The organism is Pandoraea sp. NE5 (assembly GCF_024363545.1).
In the GTDB taxonomy this organism is placed as follows: Bacteria; Pseudomonadota; Gammaproteobacteria; order Burkholderiales; family Burkholderiaceae; genus Pandoraea; species Pandoraea cepalis.
This window is the reverse complement of the sequence record NZ_AP025517.1, coordinates 218,389-244,970: the sequence shown is the minus strand read 5'-3', so window position 1 is coordinate 244,970 and position 26,582 is coordinate 218,389. Positions and strand designations below refer to the sequence as shown.

Below are 26,582 nucleotides of genomic sequence, written 5' to 3'. Positions count from 1 at the left end.
GGCGTTTCATCGCTACCCTCGGCCGCCGGGTTGCGGGACGCCAGCATAAAAAAACACCCCGAGTGCCGGACGAGATGTCTGGCATTCGGGGTGTTTTTCGTGGGAAGCGCAGGCGTTGTCGCGAGATGCGGCCGGTGTTCCCGATGGGGGACGTCGGCGCCTTACTTCACCCGCATGCCCGGCTTCGCGCCGTCGTGCGGCTCGAGGATGTAGAGGCCCGGTTCAGCTTTCTCGTCGGCGGCCGAGGCGGCGAGCACCATGCCTTCGGACAGACCAAACTTCATCTTGCGCGGCGCGAGGTTGGCGACCATCACTGTGAGCTTGCCCACCAGCGCTTCTGGCTGCGGATAGGCGGACTTGATCCCGGAGAAGACGTTACGCGTTTGCGCTTCGCCCACGTCGAGCGTGAGTTGCAGCAGCTTGTCCGACCCGTCGACTGCCTTGCAATCGACGATGCGCGCGATGCGCAGATCGATCTTGGCGAAGTCGTCGATGTTGATGATGCCGTCTTCCGCGCCGTTCTCGGCCTTCTCCGACGCCCCAGCGGCTTTGTGCTTGCCCTTCGCCGCTGCCGCCTCGGCCACCGGTGCGGCCGCTTGCAGCGAGTCGCGGTTGGCCGCGAGCAACGCTTCAACCTGCTTGCCTTCGACGCGCGTCATCAAATGCTTGTAGGCGGAGATCGCCGTGTCGGCGGTGAGCGGGCGGCTCACGTCCTGCCACGCTTGCGGCGCGATGTTCAGGAAGCGCTCCACGGCCTCGGCCGTCACGGGCAGCACGGGCTTGAGGTACAGCGTGAGCAAGCGGAACGCCTCGAGGCAGACCGAGCAAGCCTCGTGCAGCGCGCCGGCCTGCGCCGGATCCTTCGCCAGATCCCAAGGCTTGACCGTGTCGACGTAACCGTTCACGGCGTCGGCCTGTTCCATCACCAGACGCAGCGCCTTGCCGAACTCGCGCGCTTCGTAGTGCGCAGCGATCTGCGGGGCAACGGCGCGCAACTGGCCCAGCAGCGGCGCCTGCATGGCGTCCGGCGACACGCGACCGTCAAAGCGCTTGAGAAGGAAGCCCGCCGCGCGGCTGGCGATGTTCACGTACTTGCCCACCAGGTCGCTGTTCACGCGGGCGATGAAATCGTCGAGGTTCAGGTCGAGGTCTTCCATCGTGTTGCCCAGCTTGGCGCCGATGTAGTAACGCAGCCATTCCGGATTGAGGCCGGTGTCGATGAAGCTTTGTGCCGTGATGAACGTGCCGCGCGACTTCGACATCTTCTGGCCGTCCACCGTCAGGAAGCCGTGGGCGAACACGTTGGTCGGCGTGCGATGGCCCGAGAACTCGAGCATCGCCGGCCAGAACAACGTGTGGAAGTACAGGATGTCCTTGCCGATAAAGTGGTACTGCTCGGTTGTCGACCCCGGCTTGACCCATTCGTCGAAGTTCAGGCCGCGCTGCGCGCACAGGTTCTTGAAACTGGCGTAGTAGCCGACCGGCGCGTCGAGCCACACGTAGAAATACTTGCCCGGGGCGCCCGGGATCTCAAAGCCGAAGTAGGGTGCGTCGCGCGAGATGTCCCAATCGGCCAGCGTGGACTCGCCGTCTTCGCCGAGCCATTCCTTCATCTTGTTGGCGGCTTCGGGTTGCGCGAGTCCGGCCACCCATTTACGCAGGAATTGCTCGCAGCGCTTGTCCGAGAGCTTGAAGAAGTAATGCGTGGATGTCTTGCGCACCGGCGTGGCGCCCGAGACCACCGAGTACGGGTTGAGCAGATCGGTCGGCGCATAGGTCGAACCACAGACTTCGCACGAATCGCCGTACTGGTCCTTGGCGCCGCATTTCGGACACTCGCCCTTGATGAAGCGATCCGGCAGGAACATTTCCTTGACCGGGTCATACGCCTGTTCGATATCGCGGGCTTCGATCAGACCCTGTTCCTTGAGGGCGAGATAGACGCCTTCGGACAATTCGCGGTTTTCCTCGGAATCCGTCGAATAGTAGTTATCGAACGAGACGCCGAAGCTGTCGAAGTCGCGCTTGTGTTCCTTCCAGACGCGCTCGATCAATTGCTTGGGGGTGAGGCCTTCCTTCTCGGCGCGCAGCATGACGGGCGTGCCGTGCGTGTCGTCCGCGCCGACGTAGTAGACCTCATGGCCCTGCATCCGCATGAACCGTACCCAGATGTCGGTCTGGATGTATTCGACCAAATGGCCGATGTGAATCTGGCCATTGGCGTACGGCAGGGCGGAGGTGACAAGAATGCGGCGGGACATGAGGATCGACTGTGCGTTGAGGGAACCGGGAAAGGTCGATTCTAGCAGGCGAGGCCAGTTGACGCCCAACCGCCCGACTCGGTCAATGAATCCGGCACGGCGAGGGAGGAGCGAGAGCGGGGCAATGGCAGGCCGTTGCCGATGGCGCCGGCGACGTCTGTGGGCGGCAATCCACGATGAACCAAAAAAAAGCCGGAACCAGGTTCCGGCTTAACTAGGCACACGTAACGTCAATAACAAAGAGGAGATGGAAGCGCCCACAGTAAGCACTTCCGAAGGGTCTGAGCGATGTGACGCGGGTTTAGTTCAACTGAGGTGCCGACTTTCGATGGTGCATCGCAGCATGTTGCTCGGGCGCGTCGGCAGAACGCAGGTCCGGCGGACCGGACCCGCGATTGTGCGACGAAATCCCAATGCCCCGTCAGGCAGAAAGCGGGGGCAGAAAGCGAAGCGCGAGGCGATCAGCCGCGCGGTGCGTGCAGCAGGATTTCGACGCGACGGTTCTGCGCACGGCCGGCGGCGGTGGCATCCGAGGCGACCGGCTGGCTCGACCCGACGCCCGTGCCGCTCATGCGGTTCATCGCGATACCGCGGCTGTTCAGATACTGGATCACGTTGGACGCGCGGTTTTGCGACAGCGGGATGTTGATGCGATCGCCGCCCGTGCTGTCGGTATGGCCCACGATGTTGGCGGTAATCCCCGGATTCTGGTTGAGCGACGCGGCGACGTCGTCGAGCACGGCGCGGAAGTTCGGTTTGATATCGGCGCGGCCGGTGTCGAACGTCACGTCGCTCGGGACGGCGACCTTGAGCGAGCCGTCCGGCTGCTCGGAGATGGTGGTGCCCGTGCCGGCCGTGTGACCGCCCAAGGTGTTCTTGATCGCGCTCCAGTTATACCCCGTCGCGCCGCCAGCGGCGGCACCCACGGCGGCGCCGATCAGCGTGCCTGTCGTGTTGCCCCCGATGAGGTTGCCCAGTCCTGCGCCCACTGCCGCACCCACACCGGTACCGACCGCCGTGTTCGTGCCCTGCGGCGTCTGGCAACCGGCCAGCATGGCGGCGGCGGTCAGGACGAGCGCGCAAGCGCGCAGAGAGTTCTTATTCATGTGAGGCTCCTTATCGATTAGCTAGCAGTCGTGAAACAACGCGTGAGCACTTCGCCGAAGCACGCGTGCGTCGCAGGGGTTTTGAACCTGCCGGCGCGCGGTCTTTTACAATAGCGCTGAGTGTCAACCGCAGGCAAGGACAGATTGCCATGCCGGCGGGTTCCCCATAACACGCGCGCCTCGCATGCTAATCGAGAGCGTGCGCCACGGATGTTACAAGTTGTTAGCGCTTGCCGGGGCTTTCCCGGCGCGCCTCGACAGAGCGAGAGACCCACATGGAAGTCGCCCAAATCAATGAAGTGCTGCGTGGCATCGTCGATCCCGACACGGGGCTCGACCTGATTGCCGGAAAGTATGTGAAGCAGGTCGTGGCCGAGCATGGTCACGTCGGTATCCAGATCGAATTCGGCTATCCGGCGAAGAGCCAGTTCGAGGCGATGCGCACGCGCATCACCGATGCCGTGGGCAAGCTGCCCGGTGTCGAACGCGTGGCGGTCGACATCAGTCAGAAAATCGTGGCGCATGCGGTGCAGCGCGGGGTGAAGCTCCTGCCGAACGTGAAGAACATCGTGGCGGTGGCGTCGGGCAAGGGCGGCGTGGGCAAGAGCACCACGGCCGTGAACCTGGCGCTGGCGCTGGTGGCCGAGGGAGCCACCGTCGGCATTCTCGACGCCGACATCTACGGCCCGTCCCTACCCACGCTGCTGGGCATTCACGGCAAACCCGAGTCGAAAGACGGCAAGACGCTCGAACCGATGACGGCGCACGGCCTGCAAGCCAGCTCGATCGGCTTCCTGATCGAGCCGGACAATCCGATGGTCTGGCGCGGCCCGATGGTCACGCAGGCGCTCGAACAGCTGCTCAACCAGACGAATTGGCACGACCTTGACTACCTGATCGTCGACATGCCGCCGGGCACGGGCGACATCCAGCTCACGCTCGCGCAGAAGGTGCCCGTCACGGGCGCGGTCATCGTCACCACGCCGCAGGACCTGGCGCTGCTCGACGCCCGCAAGGGTCTCAAGATGTTCGAGAAGGTCGGCGTGCCGATCCTCGGTCTCATCGAGAACATGAGTCTGCACATCTGCTCGAACTGTGGACACGAGGAGCCGATTTTCGGCGTGGGCGGTGGCGAACGCATGAGCCACGATTTCGACGTCGAGCTGCTGGGCAAGCTGCCGTTGGAGATGAGTATCCGCGTGCACGCCGACGCCGGCATGCCGAGCGTGGTGGGCGACCCGGACGGCCGGGTCGCGGCGCTCTACAAGGCCATTGCCCGCAAGATGGCGGTGAAGATCGCGGCGCGTCAGAAGGACATGACGAGCAAGTTCCCGTCGATCGTCGTTCAGAACACGTAAGGACGGCGCACAGGGGCCCGGGGAGCCCCGTGCAGCGCGGTGCGCGCGAAAACCTCACCGCACCGCAACAATCGCGTAAAATACGCCCAATTTTTCACGTACCACGCCCATTCAGGTCCACACATGAGCATCAAGTCCGACAAATGGATCCGGCGTATGGCCGAGGCGCACGGCATGATCGAGCCCTTCGAGCCGTCGCAGGTCCGGCAATCCCAGGACGGGCAGAAGATCGTCAGCTATGGCACGTCGAGTTACGGCTACGATATTCGCTGTGCGGCTGAATTCAAGATCTTCACGAACATCAACTCGACGATTGTCGACCCGAAGAACTTCGACGAAAAGTCGTTCGTCGACTTCTCCGGCGATGTCTGCATCATTCCGCCGAACTCGTTCGCGCTCGCGCGCACCGTCGAGTACTTCCGTATTCCGCGCAACGTGCTCACCGTATGTCTCGGCAAATCGACGTATGCCCGTTGCGGCATCATCGTGAACGTGACGCCGTTCGAGCCCGAGTGGGAGGGCTATGTGACGCTGGAATTCTCGAACACCACGCCGCTGCCGGCCAAGATCTACGCCAATGAGGGCGTGGCTCAGGTGCTGTTCTTCGAATCCGACGAAGTCTGCGAGACGTCGTACAAGGATCGCGGCGGGAAGTACCAGGGACAGCGTGGCGTCACGCTGCCGAAAACCTAGCCTGCGCAGGCTTGACTCGCCACCGGTGAGCACCCGCAACGTCGCACTGCCCAAGAGCCACGGCCATGTCGGACCGTGGCTCGTTCTTTTGTCGAAGGAACGCCAATGAAATTCCGTTTTCCGATCGTCATCATCGACGAAGACTTCCGCTCCGAAAACATCTCCGGATCCGGGATTCGCTCCTTGGCGGAGGCCATCGAAGCCGAGGGCATGGAGGTCAACGGTCTCACGAGCTACGGTGACCTGACTTCGTTTGCGCAACAGGCGAGCCGCGCATCGAGTTTCATCCTGTCCATCGACGACGACGAGTTCGGCACGTTTTCGAGCGAAGCGGGCGGTGAAGGCGAGGGCGAGCTGGCGCTGGCCATCATCAACCTGCGCGCGTTCGTGCAGGAAGTGCGCCGTCGCAACCCGGACATTCCGATTTTCCTGTACGGCGAGACGCGCACGTCGCGCCACATCCCGAACGACATCCTGCGCGAGCTGCACGGCTTCATTCACATGTTCGAAGACACGCCGGAGTTCGTGGCGCGTCACATCATCCGTGAAGCCAGGTCGTACCTCGACTCGCTGCCGCCGCCGTTCTTCCGCTCGCTCACGCACTATGCGGCCGACGGTTCATATTCGTGGCACTGCCCGGGCCACTCGGGCGGCGTGGCGTTCCTCAAGAGCCCGGTGGGCCAGATGTTCCACCAGTTCTTCGGTGAGAACATGCTGCGCGCGGACGTGTGCAACGCCGTGGAAGAATTGGGTCAGTTGCTTGACCACAACGGCCCGGTGGGTGCGTCGGAGCGCAATGCGGCGCGCATTTTCAACGCGGATCATCTGTTCTTCGTGACGAACGGCACGTCGACCTCGAACAAGATCGTGTGGCATGCCACCGTGGCGCCGGGCGACATCGTCGTAGTCGACCGCAACTGCCACAAGTCGATCCTGCACGCGATCACGATGACGGGCGCCGTGCCGGTGTTTCTTACGCCGACGCGCAACCACCTCGGCATCATCGGCCCGATTCCGAAGTCGGAGTTCGAGCCGGAAGTCATTCGCGCCAAGATCGAAGCGAACCCGTTCGCGCGCGAAGTGCTGGAACGCGATCCGAACGCCAAGCCGCGTATTCTCACGATTACGCAGAGCACCTATGACGGCGTCATCTACAACGTCGAGATGATCAAGGAATTGCTGGGCAACAACATCGACACGTTGCACTTCGATGAAGCCTGGCTGCCGCACGCGGCGTTCCACGAGTTCTATCGCGACATGCACGCGATCGGCGAAGGGCGCCCGCGCTCGGCGGAGGCCACGGTCTACGCCACGCACTCTACGCACAAGTTGCTCGCCGGTATTTCGCAAGCGTCGCAGATCGTGGTGCAGGAATCGGAAGCGCGAACCTTCGACACGTATCGCTTCAACGAGGCGTACCTGATGCACACGTCGACCTCGCCGCAGTACGCGATCATCGCGTCGTGCGACGTGGCGGCCGCGATGATGGAGCCGCCGGGCGGCACGGCGCTGGTCGAAGAGTCGATCGTCGAGGCGCTCGACTTCCGCCGTGCCATGCGCAAGGTGGCGGCCGAGTACGGCGATTCGTGGTGGTTCTCGGTCTGGGGCCCGGAGCATCTGGGCGACGAGGGCACGATTCAGCGCGACGACTGGGTGCTGCGTGCCAACGAGCGCTGGCACGGCTTTGGCGATCTGGCCGAAGGCTTCAACATGCTCGATCCGATCAAGGCGACGATCATCACGCCGGGGTTGGACGTGGACGGCGAGTTCGGCGAGAGCGGCATTCCCGCGGCCATCGTTACCAAGTACCTTGCCGAACACGGCATCATCGTCGAGAAGACCGGGCTTTATTCGTTCTTCATCATGTTTACCATCGGCATCACCAAGGGCCGCTGGAATTCGATGGTGACCGAGCTGCAGCAGTTCAAGGACGATTACGATCACAACCGCCCGCTCTGGCGCGTACTGCCGGAGTTCGTGGCGCAGTTCCCGCGCTACGAGCGCATCGGACTGCGCGATCTGTGCGATCAGATCCACAGCGTGTACAAGGCGAACGACGTGGCGCGCGTGACGACCGAGATGTACCTCTCGGACATGCAGCCCGCGATGAAGCCGACCGACGCGTTCTCGAAACTGGCGCACCGCCAGATCGACCGCGTGCCCATCGACGAACTCGAAGGGCGCGTGACGAGCGTGTTGCTCACGCCGTATCCGCCGGGTATTCCGTTGTTGATTCCCGGCGAACGCTTCAACGCCGCGATCATCGAGTATCTGCGTTTCGCGCGCGACTTCAACGAACGCTTCCCGGGCTTCCATACCGATATCCACGGTCTGGTCGTCGAGGAAGTGGACGGACGCCCCGAGTATTTTGTGGATTGTGTGCGCCAGTAAGCTACGCGAGCGCGCCTGTGGCGACATCCGGCCCCGTGTGAAAGCACGGGGCTTTTTTTGTTTCAACGAAGTCGGCATGCGGATGCCCAGCGTGTGGCGGCGCGCCTTATACGCCCGTTTTTGCTGGACGCATTTCACGTATCGCGCGTTGCGAAGCGTTGTCGGACGAAAATGCGTAGCCGAATTCGTGAAATTGGCCATTAAATGGCGGAAGATGCCTGACGATCGTCGAGATGAGGCGGGGCGTACCCGATTTGTGGTTTGGCTCGAACTGCGCCAATTTGGGTGATTTCCCGTTAATTTGGGCCGATTCGGTTGCTACACTCGACGCACTTTTTTCGAGCGGGAGAATTCATGGAAACCGGACAACTGGAGTTCAGCACCTACGGCACGCTCGTCTGTGCCACGTTGGTGTTGTTGCTTGGGCGCAAGCTGGTCGAATGGATTGGGCCGCTGCGCACCTACAGCATTCCTGAACCCGTGGCGGCTGGCTTGCTGGTGGCCGTGGGCGCGTTGGCGCTGCGCCAGTTTGGGCAGGTTGAGCTGAAGTTCGACACGTCGTTGCAAACGCCGCTCATGCTTGCCTTTTTCGCGACCATCGGGCTGTCGGCCAATCTAGCCAGCCTGAAGGCCGGCGGGCGTCGCCTGGTGTTGTTCCTTGGCGTGGTGGCGGGCATGTTGATCGTACAGAACGCGATCGGCGTGGGACTTGCGTCCATGATGGGGCTGGCGCCGGGCGTCGGCTTGTTGGGCGGGTCGATTACGCTGGCGGGCGGACACGGCACGGGCGCGGCATGGGGTGACACGCTGACCGCGCGCTATGGTGTGCAGTCGGCACTGGAAATCGCGATGGCTTGCGCCACCTTCGGGCTGGTGTTTGGCGGGTTGCTGGGCGGGCCGGTCGCGCGTTACCTGGTGGGGCGTCTGGGCACCAACGTGCCGGGCGCCGCCGCGGCGCAACAGACCACGCCGGAGGGCTTCGAGCAGCCGCACACGGTGCGGTTGATCACCGCGCAGGCGCTGATCGAAACGGTGGCGATGATTGCCATCTGTTTGCTGGGCGGCGAGGTCATTGCGCGCTGGCTGGCGGGCACGGCCTTCGAATTGCCGACGTTCGTGTGCGTGCTGTTTACCGGTGTCGTTGTGCGCAATTTGCTGTCGCTCGTGGGCTACGAGGTGTTTGAGCGCTCGCTGTCGGTGCTTGGCAATGTGAGTCTCTCGCTCTTTCTGGCGATGGCGCTCATGACCCTGCGTCTGTGGGATCTCTCGACGCTGGCGCTGCCGATGATCGTGATTCTCGTTGTGCAGGCGGTCGCGATGGCGGCGTATGCGATCTTCGTCACGTTCCGCGTCATGGGACGCAACTACGATGCGGCCGTGCTCGCGGCGGGCCACTGCGGATTCGGGCTGGGTGCGACGCCGACAGCCATCGCCAACATGCAGGCGGTGACCGAGCGTTTCGGCCCGTCGCACATCGCATTCCTGATTGTGCCGATGGTGGGGGCGTTCTTCATCGACATCCTCAACGCGATCATCATCAAGGGGTTCCTGTCGCTGCCGCTGTTCTGATGCGAGGGACATGGTCCCGCGCGTATGTCCGTCTCGCGCGCATGAAAAATGCCACCCATCCGGGTGGCATTTTCGTTGGCGCCCGCCAAGTCGAATGACCTGGCCAGGGCCACTTACTTGGCGAGCTTCGCGCGTGCGGCGGCGATGGCGCGTTGCACTTGGGCGGGCGCGGTGCCGCCGATGTGGTTGCGGCTGGCGACCGAGCCTTCGAGCGTCAGGCAATCGAAGACATCCTCACCGACGAGCGGCGAGAACTTCTGCAACTCGGCGAGCGACAGGTCGGCCAGATCGATATCGCGATCCGAGCAGATCTTCACGGCATGCGCCACGATTTCGTGGGCGTCGCGGAACGGCAGACCCTTCTTGACGAGGTAGTCGGCCAGATCGGTGGCGGTCGAGAAGCCTTGCAGCGCGGCGTTGCGCATATTGGCTTCGCGTACCTTGATGCCCGGCACCATGTCCGCGAAGATGCGCAGCGTGTCGATCACGGTGTCGACCGTGTCGAACAGCGGTTCCTTGTCTTCCTGATTGTCCTTGTTGTAGGCGAGCGGCTGGCCCTTCATCAGCGTGAGCAGCGCGATCAGGTGGCCGTTGACGCGACCGGTCTTGCCGCGCGCGAGTTCGGGCACGTCCGGGTTCTTCTTCTGCGGCATGATCGAGCTGCCGGTACAGAAGCGGTCGGCCAGATCGATGAAGCCCACGCGCGGGCTCATCCACAGCACCAACTCTTCCGAGAAGCGCGAGACGTGCGTCATCACGAGCGCGGCGGCGGCCGTGAATTCGATCGCGAAGTCGCGATCCGACACGGCGTCGAGTGAGTTCGCGCAGACTTCTTCGAAGCCAAGCGTCGCCGCGACCCGTTCCCGATCGATCGGATAGCTCGTGCCGGCGAGCGCCGCAGCGCCCAGCGGCAGCCGGTTCACGCGGCGGCGCACGTCGAGCATGCGTTCCGCGTCGCGGCTGAACATCTCGAAGTAAGCCAGCAGGTGATGACCGAACGTCACCGGTTGTGCGACTTGCAGGTGAGTGAAGCCCGGCAGAATCGTGGCGCTGTGCTGATCGGCCAGATCCAGCAATGCCCGGCGCAGGTCGCCGAGGTGATTGCCGATGCGATCGATTTCGCTGCGCAGCCACAGTCGGATGTCGGTCGCCACCTGATCGTTACGCGAGCGGCCGGTGTGCAGGCGCTTGCCCGCATCGCCGATGAGGGCGGTCAGGCGCGCTTCGATGTTCAGGTGAACGTCTTCGAGATCCAGTTGCCACTCGAGCTCGCCACGTTCGATCTCGCCGCGAATCTGCGTCATGCCGCGCTGGATGTCGGCCAGATCCTGGGCGCTGATGATGCCTTGCGCCGACAGCATATCCGCATGGGCGAGCGACCCTTCGATGTCGAACAGCGCCAGGCGCTTGTCGAAGAAGACCGACGCCGTATAGCGCTTGACGAGTTCGGAAACGGGTTCGGAAAAGCGGGCCGACCAGGCTTCGCCTTTCTTGTGGAGTTGGGAGGTCATTGTCGTAGCTTGGCTAATCGAGGCCCATCGGGGGCAGATGGAAGCGGACCGTGGCGGAGCACGGCAAACCGGGATTATACAACCCCGGCGTTGGCCCATCGACTCGGCCGACGGCGGGTCCAGCGCGCCCCAGCCGGCGCAACATCGCCAGCGCTCAGGGCAGGGTGCCTCGGTCGGCGCAGCGTCGAGCGCGGCCGGGCCAGGGCGTGCCGGTCAGTGCGTCATCGACAGCGTCCAGACGCGCGGCGGCGCCGACAGGCACAGACCCGACGTTGCCTCGTCGAACGCCGCCCGTTGCAGCGCTTCGAGCTTCGCCGTCTTGGCGATCCGCTCGCGGGCCTGGTGAATGCGCGCCATGCGCGATGGATCGTCGGGCAACGCGCACAGGCGGCCGAGATCGCGCATGAGCGAAGTGCCGAGCCGGTCGAGCGCCGGACGCAAACGCGTGGCCAGATCGACCGGCTCCCCGGGCGCGCTGCCTTCGCGCTTCCAGCGGGCCAGCAAGGCGGTCTGCACCAGCTTGCCCGCCTCGATCTGCAGACGGAAGAACGTGCGCACCTGCGCGGGCGTCAGGCCGTACTGGGTGGCCCGGTCTCCCATGCTGTCAAGCAACGCCTGCTCGCGTGGGGTGTCCTGCACCGGCTTGCCCGACGTGTATTTGGTCCGCGCAACCGCTTCGCTGATCGCCAGTCGCTCCAGAATCCCGTGCATCAGCGGGTCGAGCACGGGATCGACGATCGGCCGCGGCTTGGGTGGACTCGCGGGCGACGACGCGAGCGTTTGCGAGACAAGGCGTACGGCCAAACCGCGCACGCCGTGCGGCGCCGCAGCGAGTGCATGCGAGACGGGCGCGGGCGGGGGCGAGGATGCGGAAGATGAAAGGCCGGTGCTGGCGTTGTGTGGTGACATCTGGACGGCCGAACCCGCCTGTGCACCTGCGCAAATCAGGCCAAGCGCGGTGGCCGTGAAGCGTCTGGAGACCCGTCGTAAGCGCGTACCTCGCGCGGAGACTGCGTTGGAATCGGATTGCATGATGGATGGGCCCCCCGGCAGCCATCGAATCGAATCCCCGAAATATACCGTTCTATCGGCCCACTGTCGTTGGGGAGATTCTCAAGCCGAGTACCGCGCGGCCAACATGGCGTTTTCGGCCCATCGACGTTGTGCGCCGGCCCCGCGGACTGCGGAGCCGGCGCCGGGTCACGCCGCGAGGACGTCAGCCCGTGTTGCGCAGCCCGGCGGCAATGCCGTTGATGGACAGGTGGATGCCGCGACGCGCGCGCTCGTCCGATTCCCCCGCACGATGCCGGCGCAACAACTCGACTTGCAAGTGGTTGAGCGGATCGAGGTAGGGGAAGCGGTTCTTGATCGAGCGGGCGAGCAGCGGGTTGTCCGCCAGTCGCTCCTCGTGACCGGTGATGAGCGCGAGCGCCTGCGAGGTGCTCTGCCATTCGGCAACGATGCGATTGAACACGCGCTTGCGCAGCTTTTCGTCCGGCACCAGTTCGGCATAACGCGACGCCACGGCCAGATCGGTCTTGGCGAGCACCATGTCCATGTTCGAGAGCAGCGTCGCGAAGAACGGCCAGCGCTTGACCATCTGACGCAGGGTGTCGAGACGCTTTTCGCGACCTTCGGCGTCGGCCTTCGCGGCTTTACCTTGCCCGCCGTCGAGAAATGCCTGCACGGCGCTGCCGAAGCCGTACCAGCCGGTGATGAGTAGACGGCACTGGCCCCACGAGAAGCCCCACGGAATCGCGCGCAGGTCTTCGATACGACGGTTCTTCGGATCCGAGAACTTGCGCGAGGCGGGACGCGAGCCGATGTTGAGCTCGGCGATTTCCGCGATCGGGGTGGCCGAGAAGAAGTAGTCGGTGAAGCCCGGCGTCTCGTAGACGAGGTCGCGATACGCGGCGAAGGCCGTGTCCGAGAGCGTCTGCATGACCTCTTCGTACGCGGCCAGACGCGGCGGCTGGTTGCGGCTCGGCAGCAGCGTGGCTTCGAGCGTGGCCGCCACGATGGTCTCCAGGTTGCGCCGCCCGATCTCCGGGTTGGCGAACTTGCTCGCAATGATCTCGCCTTGCTCGGTCAGACGAATCTGCCCCTTCACCGTGCCCGGCGGTTGCGACAGGATGGCCTGATAGGTCGGGCCGCCGCCACGCCCCACGGTGCCGCCGCGGCCGTGGAACAAACGCAGGCGAATGCCTTTCTCTTCGAACAGATGCACCAGCGCGAGTTCGGCCTTGTACAACTCCCAGTTCGACGTGAGGAAGCCGCCGTCCTTGTTGCTGTCGGAGTAGCCGAGCATGACTTCCTGCTCGCCGCCTTGCTGCGTGACCACCTCGGACATGCCGGGAATGTCGAAGAACGCGCGCATGATGACCGGCGCATTGCGCAAGTCGGCAATCGTTTCGAACAGCGGGATGACCATCGCACCGACCTTGGGCTCGATGGCCTTCGCGCCGTTGCCACCCAGCGCCCCCTGGAAGAGGCCGGTCTCCTTTTGCAGCAGCATGACTTCCACCAGATCGCTCACGGTTTCCGTATGCGAAATGATGTAGTTGCGCACCGCGCGGGGGCCGAAGCGGGCGCGGATGTCGCGCGCCGCGGCAAACACGGCCAGCTCGTCGCGCGTGCGCTGCGAGTAGTCGAGATAGGGCGAGAACAACGGGCGCGGCTCGCGCAGTTCGCGCAGCAGCAGGGCGAGCTTCTGGTCTTCGTCGAGCTTCGCGTAATTCGCTTCGATGCCCGCCTTGGCGAACAACTCGGCGATGACGGCTTCGTGAATGTCCGAACTCTGGCGCAGGTCGATGCTGGCCAGATGGAAGCCGAACACCTCGGCGGCGCGTACGAGCGGGCCGAGGCGTTGCGCGACCAGAGCGCCGCCATGATGCGCCATGAGCGACGCGACCACCGTATTCAGATCCGAGATGAATTCGCTCGCGTCGAGATACGGGCTGGCGCGACCGACCGCGACGCGATGCGGCACATGGCCGACCCATTCGCGCGCCGTAGCGGCCAGACGCGCGTACACGCCGATGAGCGCGCGTCGATAGGGCTCGTCGGTGCGGTGCGGCGAATCGTCGGGCGAGCGGCGCGCGAGCGTGAGCAGCGCGTCGCTGGCGCCGGCGAGCAGTTGCGAGACGGACAACTCCGCGCCCAGCAAGTGCACCTGTTCGAGGTAGTGCGCGAAGATTTCGGTGGCCTGGCTCGTGATCGCCAGTTGCAGCGTTTGCGCCGTGACGTTCGGGTTGCCGTCGCGATCGCCGCCGATCCAGCTACCCATCTGCAGGAAGCGGCCGAGGCCTTCGGCGCGCACGGCGGGCACGGCGTCGTGCAGTTCGGCGCTCACGTCGTCGTACAGGGCGGGAATCTCGGAGAGGAACGTGCTCCGGTAGTACGACAGCGCGTTCTCGATTTCATCGGCCACGGTCAGGCGCGAACTGCGCAGCATGCGCGTCTGCCAGAGCGTGGTGACGTAGGCACGCATGGATTCGGTGTTGCGCGAGGCCTCACGCTCGGTGAGGGCGTCGTCGCGATGCGCGAGTAGACGGGCAATTTCGCGCTCGGCGTCGAGAATGCTCTTGCGCTGGACTTCGGTCGGGTGGGCGGTGAGCACCGGCACGATGAGCGCGCTCGCGAAGAACGCCTGCAGCGTGGCGGGATCGGCAAGGCCGGCGTCTTTCAGGCTTTGCAGCGCGGCGCGCAGGCTGCCCGGCTGGGCCCGGCTGCCGGCGAGCGCGTGCACGCGACGGCGGCGGTTGTGATGGCGGTCCTCGGCGATGTTGGCCAGATGCGAGAAGTAGCTGAACGCGCGCACCACCTCGATGGCTTGCTCGTTGGTCAGACCGTTGAGCAATGCGCCCAGCGCGCGGGCGGCGCTGCGGTCGCCCTCGCGGTGAAAGCGCACCGCATTCTGGCGAATGGTCTCGACCAGATCGAACGCGTCGCTGCCTTGTTGCTCGCGCAGCACGTCGCCCAACAGGCGGCCGAGGAAGCGGATGTCCTCGCGCAGCGGGGCGTCCTTGTCTTCACGCGAGCGGCGGGCCTTGCCCTTGGCCGGCCCATCTGCCGTCAGGCGGGAAGTGGATGGGGCCGCGGCTGCTGCCTTCGCGGGGGAAGTCTTGCCGACCGACTTGGCGAGGCCCTCTTGCGGGGCTTTTACCTTTGCGCTGCTCTTCATGTCGCTCCTCTCACGACCCGCCGTTCGGGCCGGTCAAGCGTGTTACCATTTTTTCTTTTGGTCTTCACGCGGTTGCTGAATGAACTTCGCTGCTCCTGAAACCCTGGTGATCGCTTCGCGCGAGAGCCGGCTCGCCATGTGGCAAGCCGAACACGTGCGTGACGCGCTGCACAAATTATATCCGCAGTGTCGCGTGAGTATCCTCGGAATGACCACTCGCGGTGACCAAATTCTCGATCGCTCGCTCGCGAAGGTCGGCGGCAAGGGGCTATTCGTCAAGGAACTCGAACTTGCCCTGGCCGATGGACGGGCCGATCTCGCCGTCCATTCGCTCAAGGACGTGCCGATGCAACTGCCCGAAGGCTTCACGCTGGCCGCGGTGCTAGAGCGCGAGGATCCCTGCGACGCTTTCGTTAGCAACGATTACCACAGTCTCGATGCACTGCCCGCCGGGGCGGTGGTCGGCACGTCGAGCCTGCGCCGTGAAGTGAGTCTGCGTGCCCGGTATCCGCACCTGTTGGTGGCGCCGTTGCGGGGCAACCTCGATACGCGTCTGGGCAAGCTCGACCGGGGCGATTTCGCCGCGATCATTCTTGCGGCGGCCGGTCTCAAACGCCTGGGATTGGGCGAGCGCATTCGCGCCACGCTCGCGCCGGAGGTGAGCCTGCCGGCCGCCGGGCAGGGCGCGCTGGGCATCGAAGTGCGCGCAGGACGTCCCGAAATCCTGCAATGGCTCGCCGCACTTCACCATGGCCACACCACGCTGGCCGTGAGCGCCGAGCGCGCCGTGTCGCGTGCGCTGGGGGGCTCGTGCCAGGTGCCGCTGGGCGCGTTTGCCGAATTTACGCAGCAGGGCGACCTGGCACTGCGCGCTTTCATTGCGTCGACGGACGGCGCGACGGTGCTGCGCGCTCAGGGCACGGCCAATGTCGCCGACGGCGATGTGGCCGGCGCCGAGGCGCTCGGGAAGCGGGTCGCGCAGGAACTGATCGATGCGGGAGGCTTGGCGCTGGTGCCGCCGCCCGAGCCCAAGGATCCTCCCGCTTGAGCCCGCGCGCGCCGGCCTTGCCGCCCGCCGCTGGCGTTGCGCCGGCGTCCGTCTGCGGGCGCCTTGCCGGTGGGGCAATGTCGCCTCGCTCGCCGTGCGCCATCCTGACGCGCCCCGACGGACAAGCCCATGCGCTTGCCCGCGCGTTGCGCGCAGAAGGCATCGACACGCTCGCATTCCCGCTGCTGCACATTGCCGCGCAGGCCGACCCGGACACATTGGCGGCGCTTGATCGCGCATTGCGCTCGCTGGCGTCCTACGCGCTGGCGGTGTTCGTCTCGCCCAACGCCGTGACGCATGGCCTGGCTCGGCTGGCGCTTCTGGCATCCCTCGATCATCGAACGAGCGACGACCGCACCGAAGTCGGTATCCACGTGGGCGACTTGTGGCCCGCGGCATTGCCGGTGGCCGTGGTCGGCCCAGGGAGTGCGCACGCGCTGGCCGACGCCGGCATCGCCGCGCCACGACATCGGGTGATCGTGCCGCCGGGCGGTCCGGCGGCACGGTTCGACTCGGAAGCGCTCCTCGCGCAACTCGACCTCGCTTCGCTGGCAGGGCGCCGCGTGCTGATCGTGCGGGGCGACGGCGGTCGCGAACTGCTGGCTGACACCTTGCGCGCCCGTGGCGCGCAGGTGGACCTCGTCAGCGCCTACACGCGTCGGGCGCCCGCGCCGGACGCCGCCGCGTGGGCCGCGCTGGAAGCCCGGCTGGCTTCGCCGGAGCGTTGCGCCTGGGTGCTGACCAGCTCCGAGGCGGTGCGTCATCTGGCCACGCAGCTCGCTGCGCGCTACGGCACGCGCGATGGCATCCACACGCCGGGCACCCCGCAGGTGCTGGCGCAAATCCTGGCGGCGCGGTGCTTTACGTCGCATGTACGCATCGCAGATGCCGCGCGGGCTGCGGGGTTTGATAGGATTACGCAATGCGCGCCCGGCGACGAGAACTTGTTGGCGGCACTCAAAACATGGGCGGATCCCATTCAAGTCAAAGCATGACGACAGATAATCGCGTTCCCGAGTCTTCCCAGAACCCGTCGGCGTCGACCGGCCCGGCGGCGTCGAATGCAACCACGGCCGGCGGTGCCCCCTATGGCACGACGGGTAGTCCGCCCGCATGGCAGCCGCCCGAGCCGCCGCCTCGGCGTCGAGGGTCGGGGGCCGCGCTGCCCTGGCTGCTCTTCGTGCTAGTGTCGGCCGGGGCCGGCATCGGCGGCTGGTCGCTGAACCAGAAGCTCGACCGCGTGCAGCAGGAAATGGCGCGCCGTCAGCAGACGGGCGACGCACAGGTCATGCAGGCGCAGGTGCGAACGGCGCAGGCACTCGACAATCAGCGCGATCTGCAAAACCGGCTCACGGCGCTCGAAGGGCGGGTGTCCGATTCGCGCAGCCAGCAGGCCGCACTCGAACAGCTCTATCAGGATCTGGCGCACAACCGAGACGAATGGGTGCTCGCCGAGACCGAGCAGATCGTCACGAGTGCGAATCAACAATTGCAGCTCACCGGCAACGTTCGCGGCGCGCTGATTGCGCTGGAGGGTGCCGATGCTCGCCTGGCACGCTCCGGCGCACCGCAGCTCGCGGGCGTGCGCGACGCGTTGAAGAAGGACATCGACCGGCTCAAGGCCGTGCCGGCGGCCGATTTGCCGCAACTGACCGGCAAGCTCGATCAGGCGATTGCCATGGTCGACACGTTGCCGTTGCAGGCCGAGGAGCGGCGCGTCGACCCGACGTCGGCGGCGGGGGGCGCGGCCGGTGCGGGCGGCGTGAGCGAAGCGGGCTGGATCGCGACGTGGCATCGCCTGTCCTCGGAGATGCTGGGCAGCCTCAAGCAACTGGTGCAGGTCCGCCGGTTGGACGACCCGGACGTCATGCTCGTGGCGCCGGAGCAGGGCGCGTTCCTGCGGGCGAATCTCAAGCTGCGCCTGCTCAATGCGCGACTGGCGCTGCTTGCGCGCAACGCGTCTGCTGTGCATAGCGACGTGGTGGTCGCGGAGGCCGCGCTCGATAAGTATTTCGACGCCAAGTCGCGTCGCATCGCCGCCGTGAAAACGTTGCTCGACCAGGTCGACGCGGGTTCGCGCACGATCGAACTGCCGACCCTTGACGCCAGCCTGACCGCCATCGGTCAGGTCAAGGACGTCAAGGACAAGCCGTAAGGAGCCGGGCATGCGAGGACTGATCTGGTTAACGCTCCTGTTCGCCGTCGCCGCCGGCTTTGCCGTGCTGGCGACATTCAATCACGGACAGGTGGTGATGCTCGTGCCACCGTATCGTGTGGACGTATCGCTGAACCTTTTTGTGCTGGCGTTGCTGGCCTTGTTCGTTGCGCTGTACGTCGTCATTCGTATTCTGCGCAACATCTACAAGATGCCGGAGCGCGTGGCCGCTTACCGCAATCGCCAACGCAGCCGTCGCGCGAACATCGCGTTGCGCGATGCCGTGGCGAATCTCTTCGCGGGTCGCTACACGCGGGCGGAGAAAGCGGCGCGCGAAGCTGCCGAGCAGGACGACAATCGCGGCGTGGCGGCGATCATCGGCGCGCGCGCGGCGCATCGTATGCGCGAGTTTGCGCGTCGCGACAGCTGGCTGGCCGAAGCGCAGGGGGCGAACCTCGAAGAGGCGCGTCTGTTGCAGACGGCGGAGTTGCGCGTCGATACCCGTGATGCGGAAGGGGCGCTCGAAGCCCTGACCGAGATGCGGGCGCAGGGCGCGCGCCGCATGCAGGCGCAGTTGGTCGCCCTGCGGGCACATCAACACCTGAAGCATTGGCCCGAGGTCCTGGCGCTGCTCAAGGTGCTGGAAAAGCGCGAAGCGCTGCATCCGGCGCTGGCGGCCAAGCTCAAGCAGACGGCCAGCGAGGGCATTCTGCGCGATCACCGCCACGATGCCGACGCGCTGCTCAAGTGCTGGAATGAATTGCCGGCCGATGCGCGTACGTCGGCGCGCATCGCCGATGTCGCGGCGGAGTTGCTGATTTCGCTCGACCGCCTGCGCGAGGCGCGCGATATCGTCGAGGCCGCGCTGGCCGAGCACTGGGACCCGCGTCTGCTGCGCCGCTATGCCGATTGTGCCGGCGGCGATGCCCTGCCGCTCATCCAGAAGGCCGAGGCGTGGCAGCAGCGACATCCGAACGATCCCGATCTGCTCTTCGCACTGGGCAAGCTGTGCCAGCACCAGCGGCTGTGGGGCAAGGCGCAGACGTTCCTCGAAGGGGCACTGCGTCATACCGACGACCGGCATCTGCAACAGCGCGTGCATCTGGCGCTGGCGCAACTCTTCGAGGGGCTCGAGCAGATGGAACTGGCCAACCGCCACTATCGGGCCTGCGCGAGCGCGTAAATGGCTGGCGAGCGAGCCGTCAGGCTCGCATCGTCATTCGATGGCCGTTGCTTCGTTCCCCGAACTCTGACGCAACGGCAGTTCCGGCAAGCGGCCGAGCGCGACGATGGCCAGCGCGGCAATGAGGGCGCTACCACCGAAGAAGGCGCCGAAGGCGAGCCGGACATGATCTTCCATCCCGGGCGGTGCGCCGCCTGGGCGAAGGAAGTCGGTCAGTTCGCGCGGTGCGCCGCCGTCTGCCGAGACCAACAGCCCGACGATGAGCGCGCCGAACATCGCGACGCCGATCATCCCGCCGAGCGCCCGGAAGAACGCGTGTGCGGCCGTCGCAATGCCGATGTCGCGCGGCGCAACGGCATTTTGCGTCGCCACGGTCATCACCGGCATGGCCGAGCCGAAGCCGATCCCCACCAGTCCGAGACACAGCCCCACGACCCAGAGCGGCAGTGTCTGCACGCCGAGCGCAATCGTCGTCAGTCCCAGCAACGCCACGGGCAGGCCAATCTGTGGCGGACGCTTGTAATGCCCCGTCGCGCGCATGTAATGCCCCGCGCTGAGCGCCCCCACCACGATGCCCAGCAACGGCAGGATCAGCATCAGCCCCGAACGGCTGGCCGACTCGCCGCGCTGCAACTGAAGATAAAGCGGCACGTAGATTCCGATACTGATGTTGACCATCATCACGAGCACGGCCATCGTCGATGTCATCCGGAACACCGGATTGGCAAGCAACGCCACCGGTAGCAATGGCTCGCGCACCGCCTGCTGGTGGCGCAGAAAGATCGCCCCCACGATCACGCTCGCAGCGAGCAGGCCTGCAATGGGCATCGACACCCAGGCGTAGCGATGTCCGCCCCACGTGAGCGCCAGCAGCAGGCAGACGGTCGCGGCGATGAGCAGCGCCGACCCGAGATAGTCGATGCTGGGTTTGCCCTCGCGACGGGGCAGGTGGCGCAGTGCGCGGTCGCTCAGGTAGATGGCGAGCAGGCCGAGCGGGAGATTGATCCAGAAGATGAGCGTCCAGTTCAGGTACTGAGCGAATACCCCGCCGGTGATGGGACCCGCCACGCCGGAGACGGCGAACATGCCGGAGATATATCCCTGATATCGGCCGCGCTCGCGCGGCGAGACGATATCCGCGATCACGGTATTGGACAGCGCGATGAGGCCGCCCCCGCCCAGCCCCTGCACGCCGCGCGCCACGATCAGCGCGAGCATGCTCGGCGCCAGCGCGCACAGCACCGACCCCACGAGGAAAACGGCCACGCTCACGGCGATGACGACGCGTCGTCCGAACAGATCGGAGAGCTTGCCGACGATCGGGGTGATGGCCGTGGATGAGAGCAGATAAGCGGTGACGACCCACGACACGGCGTCGAAGCTACCGAGGTCTCGGGCGATGGTCGGCAGGGCGGGCGCGACGATGGTCTGGTCGAGCGAGCCCAAAAACATGATGAGCAGCAGGCCGGAGAGGATCGACTTGACCTCGGTGGGGGTGAGCGAGACGCCGGCCGGCGTCGTCTGAGAGTCGTTGGCGGGCATGCGGATCTTTGGGAGCAAAAAACAGGCCGTCCCGGCAAGGACGGCCTTTTCGATGCGAAATATATTACTCCCAACGGATGGTCACGGTGGCGACCCGGCCAGCGGCCCCGTGGCGGGGTGGTCTTGCCCGGCGAGATGCGGTTTCGTCAGCCGATCCCGCCGTACCCGTCATTGGTTGACGAGCCGCGCGGGCACGGCCAGCGTAAGCAGTCCGCCCAGAATCATGAAGATCGTGAGCAGGAACATGCCGCTGTTGGTGCTGTGCGTGGCGTCCTTGAGAAAGCCGATCAGGTACGGGCCCACGAAACCGGCCAGATTGCCCAGCGAGTTGATCATCGCGATACCGGCCGCGGCGGCGGTGCCGCCCAGAAAGGCCGTGGGCAGGCTCCAGAACAGCGGCAGCACGATCATGATGCCCATCGTGGCCAGCGTCAGGGCGACCATGGCGAGCTGGGTGTTGTGGCTCCAGGTCGTCGACAGGAACAGGCCGATGGCGCCGACGAAAGCGGGTATCGCAATGTGCCAGCGACGCTCGCCGCGCAGATCGGAGCGACGCCCGACCAGGACCATCGCGATCACCGAGAAGAAATACGGAATGGCCGTAAGCAGGCCGATTTGCAGCGGATCGGTCACGCCCGTGCCCTTGATGATCGTCGGCAGCCAGAAGCCCACACCGTACAGGCCGATCACGAACGAGAAGTAGATCAGGCTCATCATCCACACGCGGGGGCTGGAGAACACCCGGCGCAGCGGCAGGTCTTCCTTGCTGAGCACATCGCTGGCGATGTTGCGCTCGAGCATGGACTTCTCGGCATCGTTGAGCCATTTGGCGTCGCGAATGCGGTCGTCGAGCACGACCAGCACGATCAGCCCGATCACCACCGACGGGATCGCTTCGATCAGGAACATCCATTGCCAACCGGCAAGGCCATTCACGCCGCTCATGTCCTTGAGGATCCAGCCCGAGAGCGGTCCGCCGATCAGGCCGGACAACGCCACGGCCGTCATGAACCAGGCGGTCATGCGTCCGCGCCGCGAGGCCGGATACCAGTAGGTGATGTACAGGATGATGCCGGGGAAGAAGCCCGCCTCGGCCACGCCGAGCAGGAATCGCATGATGTAGAACATCTGTGGCGAGGTGACGTACATCGTCGCGCCCGAGATGATGCCCCACGAGATCATGATGCGCGCGATCCACACGCGGGCGCCTACGCGATGCAGGATCACGTTGCTTGGCACTTCGAAGAGGAAGTAGCCGAAGAAGAAGATACCCGCGCCGAGACCGAACACGGTCTCGGAGAATTGCAGGTCGCCGACCATTTGCAGCTTGGCGAAGCCGACGTTGACCCGGTCGAGATACGCGACCACATAGCACAGCAGTAGAAACGGAATCAGCCGCCAGCCGACCTTGCGGTAGGTGGCCGCTTCAAAGTCGGCCGACGACGCATCGGTCATGGGCGAGGGGGGCGTGGGAACGCTGTTCATACGGAAGCTCCTCCGGTTTGACGTGGTGTTGTCTGTCGTTATGGTGTGAGTGCGACAACTACGGGATTACCGACTGCAAAAACGATGGGTCGATCAGATGCAGCGTCCGCCGTCGACCTCCAGGCACACGCCGGTGATGAATGCGGCGTCGTCGCTGGCGAGGTAGAGACAGGCGTTGGCAATGTCCTGCGGCGTGGAGAAGCGCCCGAGCGGAATCCCTGCGAGGAATTTGGCGCGGTTCTCGGGGGTGTTCGGCACGCCCATGAATTCGGCGGTCAATCCGGTATCGCCGATGACGGGGTTGACGCAGTTCACGCGGATGTTCTTCGGGCCGAACTCGGCGGCCATGGCCTTGCTCGCGGTAATCACGGCCCCTTTGCTGCCGTTGTACCAGACAAGGCCCGGGCGCGGGCGCACGCCCGCCGTCGACGCGATGTTGATCATCACGCCGGCGCCGCGCTGCAGGAAGTACGGCATGACCGCGCGCGCACTCCAGAAAATGCTCTTGACGTTCACGGCATAGACGCGATCGAACTCGGCTTCGGTGACTTCGAGCAGTGGCTTGTTGCGATGCGTGGTGCCCGCATTATTGACCACGATGTCGAGATGGCCGAAGCGCGTGACGGCTTCGCCCAGCAGGGTGACGTGATCGTCCTCTCGGGACACATCGCCGCATACGAACGCCGCGCGCCCACCGGCCTTGGCGATGTCCGCGGCCACGCGTTCGCCGGCCTCGCGGTTCAGATCGTTCACGATGACGGCGGCGCCTTCGCGCGCAAACGTCTTGGCAATGCCCTCGCCGAAGCCGGAACCGGCGCCCGTGACGATGGCCACTTTCTCTTGCAAACGCATGCCTTGTCTCCTGAAGTGCCTGGGGATGGCGAAGCGTCGGACACAGGGCGTGCGCTCGATGCTTCGCCGCGATCTAGATCAGGGAGTGTGCAACCGGTCCTGCGAATCAACCGTGCCGGATGGCCACGGTCTTGAGTGTCGTGAAGCCATAGAGGGCTTCGAAGCCCTTTTCACGTCCGTGGCCGGAGTGCTTCCGCCCACCGAACGGCAGCTCCACGCCGCCGCCCGCGCCGTAGTTGTTGATGAAGACCTGTCCCGCGCGAATGTCGCGTGCCAGGCGCATCTGGCGTGCGCCATCGCGCGTCCAGACCCCGGCGGCCAGACCGTAGGGCGTGCCGTTGGCCAGCCGCACGGCGTCGGCCTCGTCAACAAACGGCATGGCGGCGAGCACCGGACCGAACACTTCCTCGCGGGCGAGGCGATGGGCGGCGGGAACGTCGCGCAGGAGCGTGGGGGCCTGATAGAACCCGGTTTCCGGTGCGCTGCCGACGACTTCGCCCTGCGACATCACCGCGATGCCATCGTGCTGCGCTTCGGACAGGAAGTCCCACACGCGTTGCTGCTGGCGCGCACTGATCAGCGGGCCGAGATCGAGATCGTCCTGAGACGGTCCCACGCGCAGGTGTGCGAACGCCTCGGCCAGACGCGCGAGCAGGCGCTCGTAGGCGTCGCGCTCGATGAGCAGACGGCTGCCGGCGGAGCACGTTTGTCCGGCGTTCTGCACGATGGCGTTGACCACGACGGGCAGCACGGTGTCCATGTCGGCGTCGGCGAAAACGATCTGCGGCGATTTGCCGCCGAGTTCGAGCGTGACGGGCGTATGGTTTTCCGCGGCCATCTGCGAGATCAGCGTGCCGGTCGCTGGCGAGCCGGTAAACGAGATGTGATCGATACCCGGATGCCGCGCGAGTGACGCACCCGCCTCGGCGCCGTATCCGGTCACGATATTGAGCGCGCCCGGCGGCAGCCCGGCGTCGATCGACAGCTCGGCGACGCGCAGCAATGACAGGCAGGCGTCTTCGGCCGGCTTGACAACGCAGGCGTTGCCGGTCGCGAGGGCCGCCGCCACGCTGCGTCCGAAGATCTGCAGCGGGTAGTTCCACGGAATGATGTGACCGGTCACGCCGTGCGGCTCGCGCACAGTAAACACGGTGAAGCCGGGCTGGTAGGGGATCGTCTCGCCGTGCAGCTTGTCGGCGGCCCCGGCGTAGAACTCGAAATAGCGCACGATGGCGGCGGCATCGGCGCGCGCCTGCTTGAGCGGCTTGCCGGTGTCGCGCGCTTCGAGCTGTGCCAATGCCTCGTGATGTTGGGCCAGCACGTTCGCCATTGCGTAGAGTACGCGGCCCCGCTCGGCGGCGCTGGTGCGGCCCCAGTCGCCGTCGAAGGCCGAGCGCGCCGCTCTCACGGCGCGGTCGATGTCCTCGGCGTCGCCGCGGGCGATCTGGCTAAAGACTTGTCCGTCGGAAGGATCAACAACGGGAATCGTCGGGCTCTTCGCGGGAGCGACCCATTGGTTGCCGATGAAGTGTGTAGCTTCGGGCATGACAACGTCACCTCGTGTGGGGGTGGCCCTCATTATCACTTAACTCGCGAGGGGGTTGACCGTCGCATGCGCCACATCCGCACAAACACCTAAATTGATCGCATAGTAATTAAAGAGATTTTATTGCAATTTTTTATCACCTATCCTTGATCGTAATGAATCGCCAGACGGACATCTGGCGTACCCCCATCGCTCGCCGCCTGCGCTTCTGCGCGCCGTGGCGACAACGTCGAACGGAAGTATTCAGGAGTCCGCAGGCAATGAACGACGCAGTGACGCGTGAAACACTGATCCCTCGGTTGCGAGACGCGCTGGGCGCCCAGGCCGTGCTCAGCGATGCGCCCGATACCGCCGGTTACACGGAGGACTGGCGGGGCCGTTACCGGGGCGAGGCGCTGTGTGTCGTGCTGCCCTCGACCACCGCGCAGGTGAGCGATGTCGTCAGGCTGTGCGCCGCCGCGGGCGTGCCGATCCTGCCGCAGGGCGGCAACACGAGCCTGTGCGGCGGGGCGGTGCCGCCAACCGACGGCCCGGCGCCTGTCATTCTGAACCTGGCGCGCATGCGTCGCGTTCGGCAGGTCGATGCGGCCAACGGGTCGATGGTCGTCGAAGCCGGGTGCATCCTGAAAACTGTGCAGGAGACGGCGGCTGGCGTCGGACGCCTGTATCCGGTGAGCCTCGGCGCCGAAGGGTCGTGTCAGATTGGCGGCACGCTCTCGACCAATGCGGGCGGCACGAGCGTGCTGCGCTATGGCAACACGCGCGAGAATGTGCTGGGGTTGGAAGTCGTGCTGGCGGACGGCACGGTATGGGAGGGACTGCGCGCGCTTCGCAAGGACAACACCGGTATCGATCTCAAGCATCTGTTCATCGGCGCGGAGGGCACGCTGGGCATCATCACGGCCGCCGCGCTCAAGCTGCATCCGTTGCCCACGCAGCATGCACTCGCGTGGTTTGCGCCGCGCGATCCCGCCGCCGCGCAACAGATTCTCGGTAGGTTCCAGAGCGCTTGCGGCTCACGCCTGTCGGCCTTTGAAATCATGAATCGTCACCAGCTCGATCTGGTGCTGGCCAACGTGCCGAATCGCAGAAATCCGCTCGCGCACGCGCATGCCTGGCATGTGCTGGTCGAGCTGAGCGACACGCGCGACGCCGAAGGGCTCGAAGCCGTGCTGACGCAGACGCTGGGCGAGGCCATCGAGCAAGGGCTGGTCGAAGACGCCGTCATCGCGGCGAACGACACGCAGCGCGCCGATCTCTGGGAAGTGCGCCACAGCGTGAGCGAAGCCAACAAAAAGACCACCGTCGGGCTCACGACGGATTGCGCCGTGCCAGTGTCGAGCGTGTCCGAATTCATCGATGCCGCCACGCGCGCCGTGCACGCCGTCGTGCCGGGGCTCGACATCGCCATCGTCGGCCATATGGGCGACGGCAACGTGCACTTCATCCCGATGTTCTCGTTTGCCGCGTGGGCGGCGCTTGCCGACAGTGCGTCGATGGCCGACACCCTGCGCGCCTGTGTGAACGACGTGGCCGCACGGCTCTCCGGTACGTTCAGTGCCGAACACGGCGTCGGGCAGACGGGCTTGCCGCTCATGCAGCGCTACAAGGCGCCGGCCGAACTCGCCCTCATGCGCACCGTGAAGGCGGCGCTCGACCCCCAGCAGTTGTTCAATCCGGGACGTCTCGTTCCCTGAGT

18 protein-coding genes are annotated in these 26,582 nt (G+C 65.2%); 9 read left to right on the top strand and 9 right to left on the bottom strand.

Annotated features, from left to right (window positions below):
* Window positions 1-161 precede the first annotated feature (161 nt).
* Complete coding sequence (gene metG / locus PanNE5_RS00990; RefSeq protein ID WP_150564304.1) at window positions 162-2,261, bottom strand: methionine--tRNA ligase; 2,100 nt, start codon at window positions 2,259-2,261, stop codon at window positions 162-164.
* 461 nt (window positions 2,262-2,722) lie between these two features.
* The gene (locus PanNE5_RS00985) at window positions 2,723-3,367 is read right to left on the bottom strand and encodes an OmpA family protein (protein WP_017235059.1); all 645 of its coding nucleotides are present in this window, start codon (window positions 3,365-3,367) and stop codon (window positions 2,723-2,725) included.
* A gap of 275 nt (window positions 3,368-3,642) precedes the next feature.
* Between PanNE5_RS00985 and apbC the strand changes: the two genes are divergently transcribed.
* The 4 genes from apbC (at window position 3,643) to gltS (ending at window position 9,378) form a co-directional block, all read left to right on the top strand.
* Window positions 3,643-4,725, top strand: a complete 1,083-nt coding sequence (gene apbC, locus PanNE5_RS00980; protein WP_130025225.1) for an iron-sulfur cluster carrier protein ApbC — start codon at window positions 3,643-3,645, stop codon at window positions 4,723-4,725.
* Between the two features lie 123 nt (window positions 4,726-4,848).
* Complete coding sequence (dcd, locus tag PanNE5_RS00975; protein ID WP_026132167.1) at window positions 4,849-5,418, top strand: dCTP deaminase; 570 nt, start codon at window positions 4,849-4,851, stop codon at window positions 5,416-5,418.
* Between the two features lie 105 nt (window positions 5,419-5,523).
* Window positions 5,524-7,809, top strand: coding sequence for an arginine/lysine/ornithine decarboxylase (locus tag PanNE5_RS00970; protein ID WP_261939019.1), 2,286 nt, complete (start codon window positions 5,524-5,526; stop codon window positions 7,807-7,809).
* 354 nt (window positions 7,810-8,163) lie between these two features.
* Window positions 8,164-9,378, top strand: coding sequence for a sodium/glutamate symporter (gltS, locus tag PanNE5_RS00965; protein ID WP_261939018.1), 1,215 nt, complete (start codon window positions 8,164-8,166; stop codon window positions 9,376-9,378).
* 113 nt (window positions 9,379-9,491) lie between these two features.
* Here gltS and argH read toward each other — a convergent pair whose 3' ends face one another.
* From argH to ppc, 3 genes are all read right to left on the bottom strand, one after another.
* Window positions 9,492-10,889 carry an argininosuccinate lyase gene (gene argH, locus PanNE5_RS00960; RefSeq protein WP_261939017.1) on the bottom strand — a complete coding sequence of 466 codons (1,398 nt, stop codon included), beginning with the start codon at window positions 10,887-10,889 and terminating at the stop codon, window positions 9,492-9,494.
* Window positions 10,890-11,102: 213 nt separating this feature from the next.
* Window positions 11,103-11,693 carry a gamma subclass chorismate mutase AroQ gene (gene aroQ / locus PanNE5_RS00955; protein ID WP_261939016.1) on the bottom strand — a complete coding sequence of 197 codons (591 nt, stop codon included), beginning with the start codon at window positions 11,691-11,693 and terminating at the stop codon, window positions 11,103-11,105.
* Between the two features lie 412 nt (window positions 11,694-12,105).
* Window positions 12,106-15,072 carry a phosphoenolpyruvate carboxylase gene (ppc, locus tag PanNE5_RS00950; protein WP_315973448.1) on the bottom strand — a complete coding sequence of 989 codons (2,967 nt, stop codon included), beginning with the start codon at window positions 15,070-15,072 and terminating at the stop codon, window positions 12,106-12,108.
* A gap of 79 nt (window positions 15,073-15,151) precedes the next feature.
* On the opposite strand from ppc, the gene hemC reads away from it, so the two are divergent.
* The 4 genes from hemC (at window position 15,152) to PanNE5_RS00930 (ending at window position 19,458) form a co-directional block, all read left to right on the top strand.
* Window positions 15,152-16,120 carry a hydroxymethylbilane synthase gene (gene hemC, locus PanNE5_RS00945; protein WP_261939015.1) on the top strand — a complete coding sequence of 323 codons (969 nt, stop codon included), beginning with the start codon at window positions 15,152-15,154 and terminating at the stop codon, window positions 16,118-16,120.
* A gap of 77 nt (window positions 16,121-16,197) precedes the next feature.
* The gene (locus PanNE5_RS00940) at window positions 16,198-17,115 is read left to right on the top strand and encodes a uroporphyrinogen-III synthase (RefSeq protein WP_261939014.1); all 918 of its coding nucleotides are present in this window, start codon (window positions 16,198-16,200) and stop codon (window positions 17,113-17,115) included.
* A complete protein-coding gene (locus PanNE5_RS00935; RefSeq protein ID WP_261939013.1) occupies window positions 17,112-18,275 on the top strand; it encodes a uroporphyrinogen-III C-methyltransferase in 1,164 nt (387 codons plus the stop codon). Before PanNE5_RS00940 ends, PanNE5_RS00935 begins: the two co-directional genes overlap by 4 nt.
* Window positions 18,276-18,285: 10 nt before the next feature.
* A complete protein-coding gene (locus PanNE5_RS00930) occupies window positions 18,286-19,458 on the top strand; it encodes a heme biosynthesis HemY N-terminal domain-containing protein (protein WP_150564311.1) in 1,173 nt (390 codons plus the stop codon).
* Window positions 19,459-19,491: 33 nt separating this feature from the next.
* On the opposite strand, the gene PanNE5_RS00925 is transcribed toward PanNE5_RS00930, so the two are convergent.
* The 4 genes from PanNE5_RS00925 to PanNE5_RS00910 all read right to left on the bottom strand — a co-directional run bounded on the left by PanNE5_RS00925 (window position 19,492) and on the right by PanNE5_RS00910 (window position 24,883).
* On the bottom strand, window positions 19,492-21,000 hold the full coding sequence (locus PanNE5_RS00925; RefSeq protein WP_261939012.1) for an MDR family MFS transporter: 1,509 nt from the start codon (window positions 20,998-21,000) through the stop codon (window positions 19,492-19,494).
* A 168-nt stretch (window positions 21,001-21,168) separates the two neighbouring features.
* The gene (locus tag PanNE5_RS00920; RefSeq protein WP_261939011.1) at window positions 21,169-22,485 is read right to left on the bottom strand and encodes an MFS transporter; all 1,317 of its coding nucleotides are present in this window, start codon (window positions 22,483-22,485) and stop codon (window positions 21,169-21,171) included.
* Between the two features lie 93 nt (window positions 22,486-22,578).
* Window positions 22,579-23,337: an SDR family oxidoreductase gene (locus PanNE5_RS00915; RefSeq protein ID WP_150564313.1), complete on the bottom strand. Its 759-nt coding sequence runs from the start codon at window positions 23,335-23,337 to the stop codon at window positions 22,579-22,581.
* A gap of 106 nt (window positions 23,338-23,443) precedes the next feature.
* On the bottom strand, window positions 23,444-24,883 hold the full coding sequence (locus PanNE5_RS00910) for an aldehyde dehydrogenase family protein (RefSeq protein WP_261939010.1): 1,440 nt from the start codon (window positions 24,881-24,883) through the stop codon (window positions 23,444-23,446).
* Between the two features lie 260 nt (window positions 24,884-25,143).
* Here PanNE5_RS00910 and PanNE5_RS00905 point away from each other — a divergent pair, with 260 nt between their 5' ends.
* Entirely contained in the window at window positions 25,144-26,580 is a 1,437-nt protein-coding gene (locus PanNE5_RS00905) for an FAD-binding oxidoreductase (protein ID WP_261939009.1), read from the top strand.
* The last annotated feature ends 2 nt before the right edge of the window (window positions 26,581-26,582 follow it).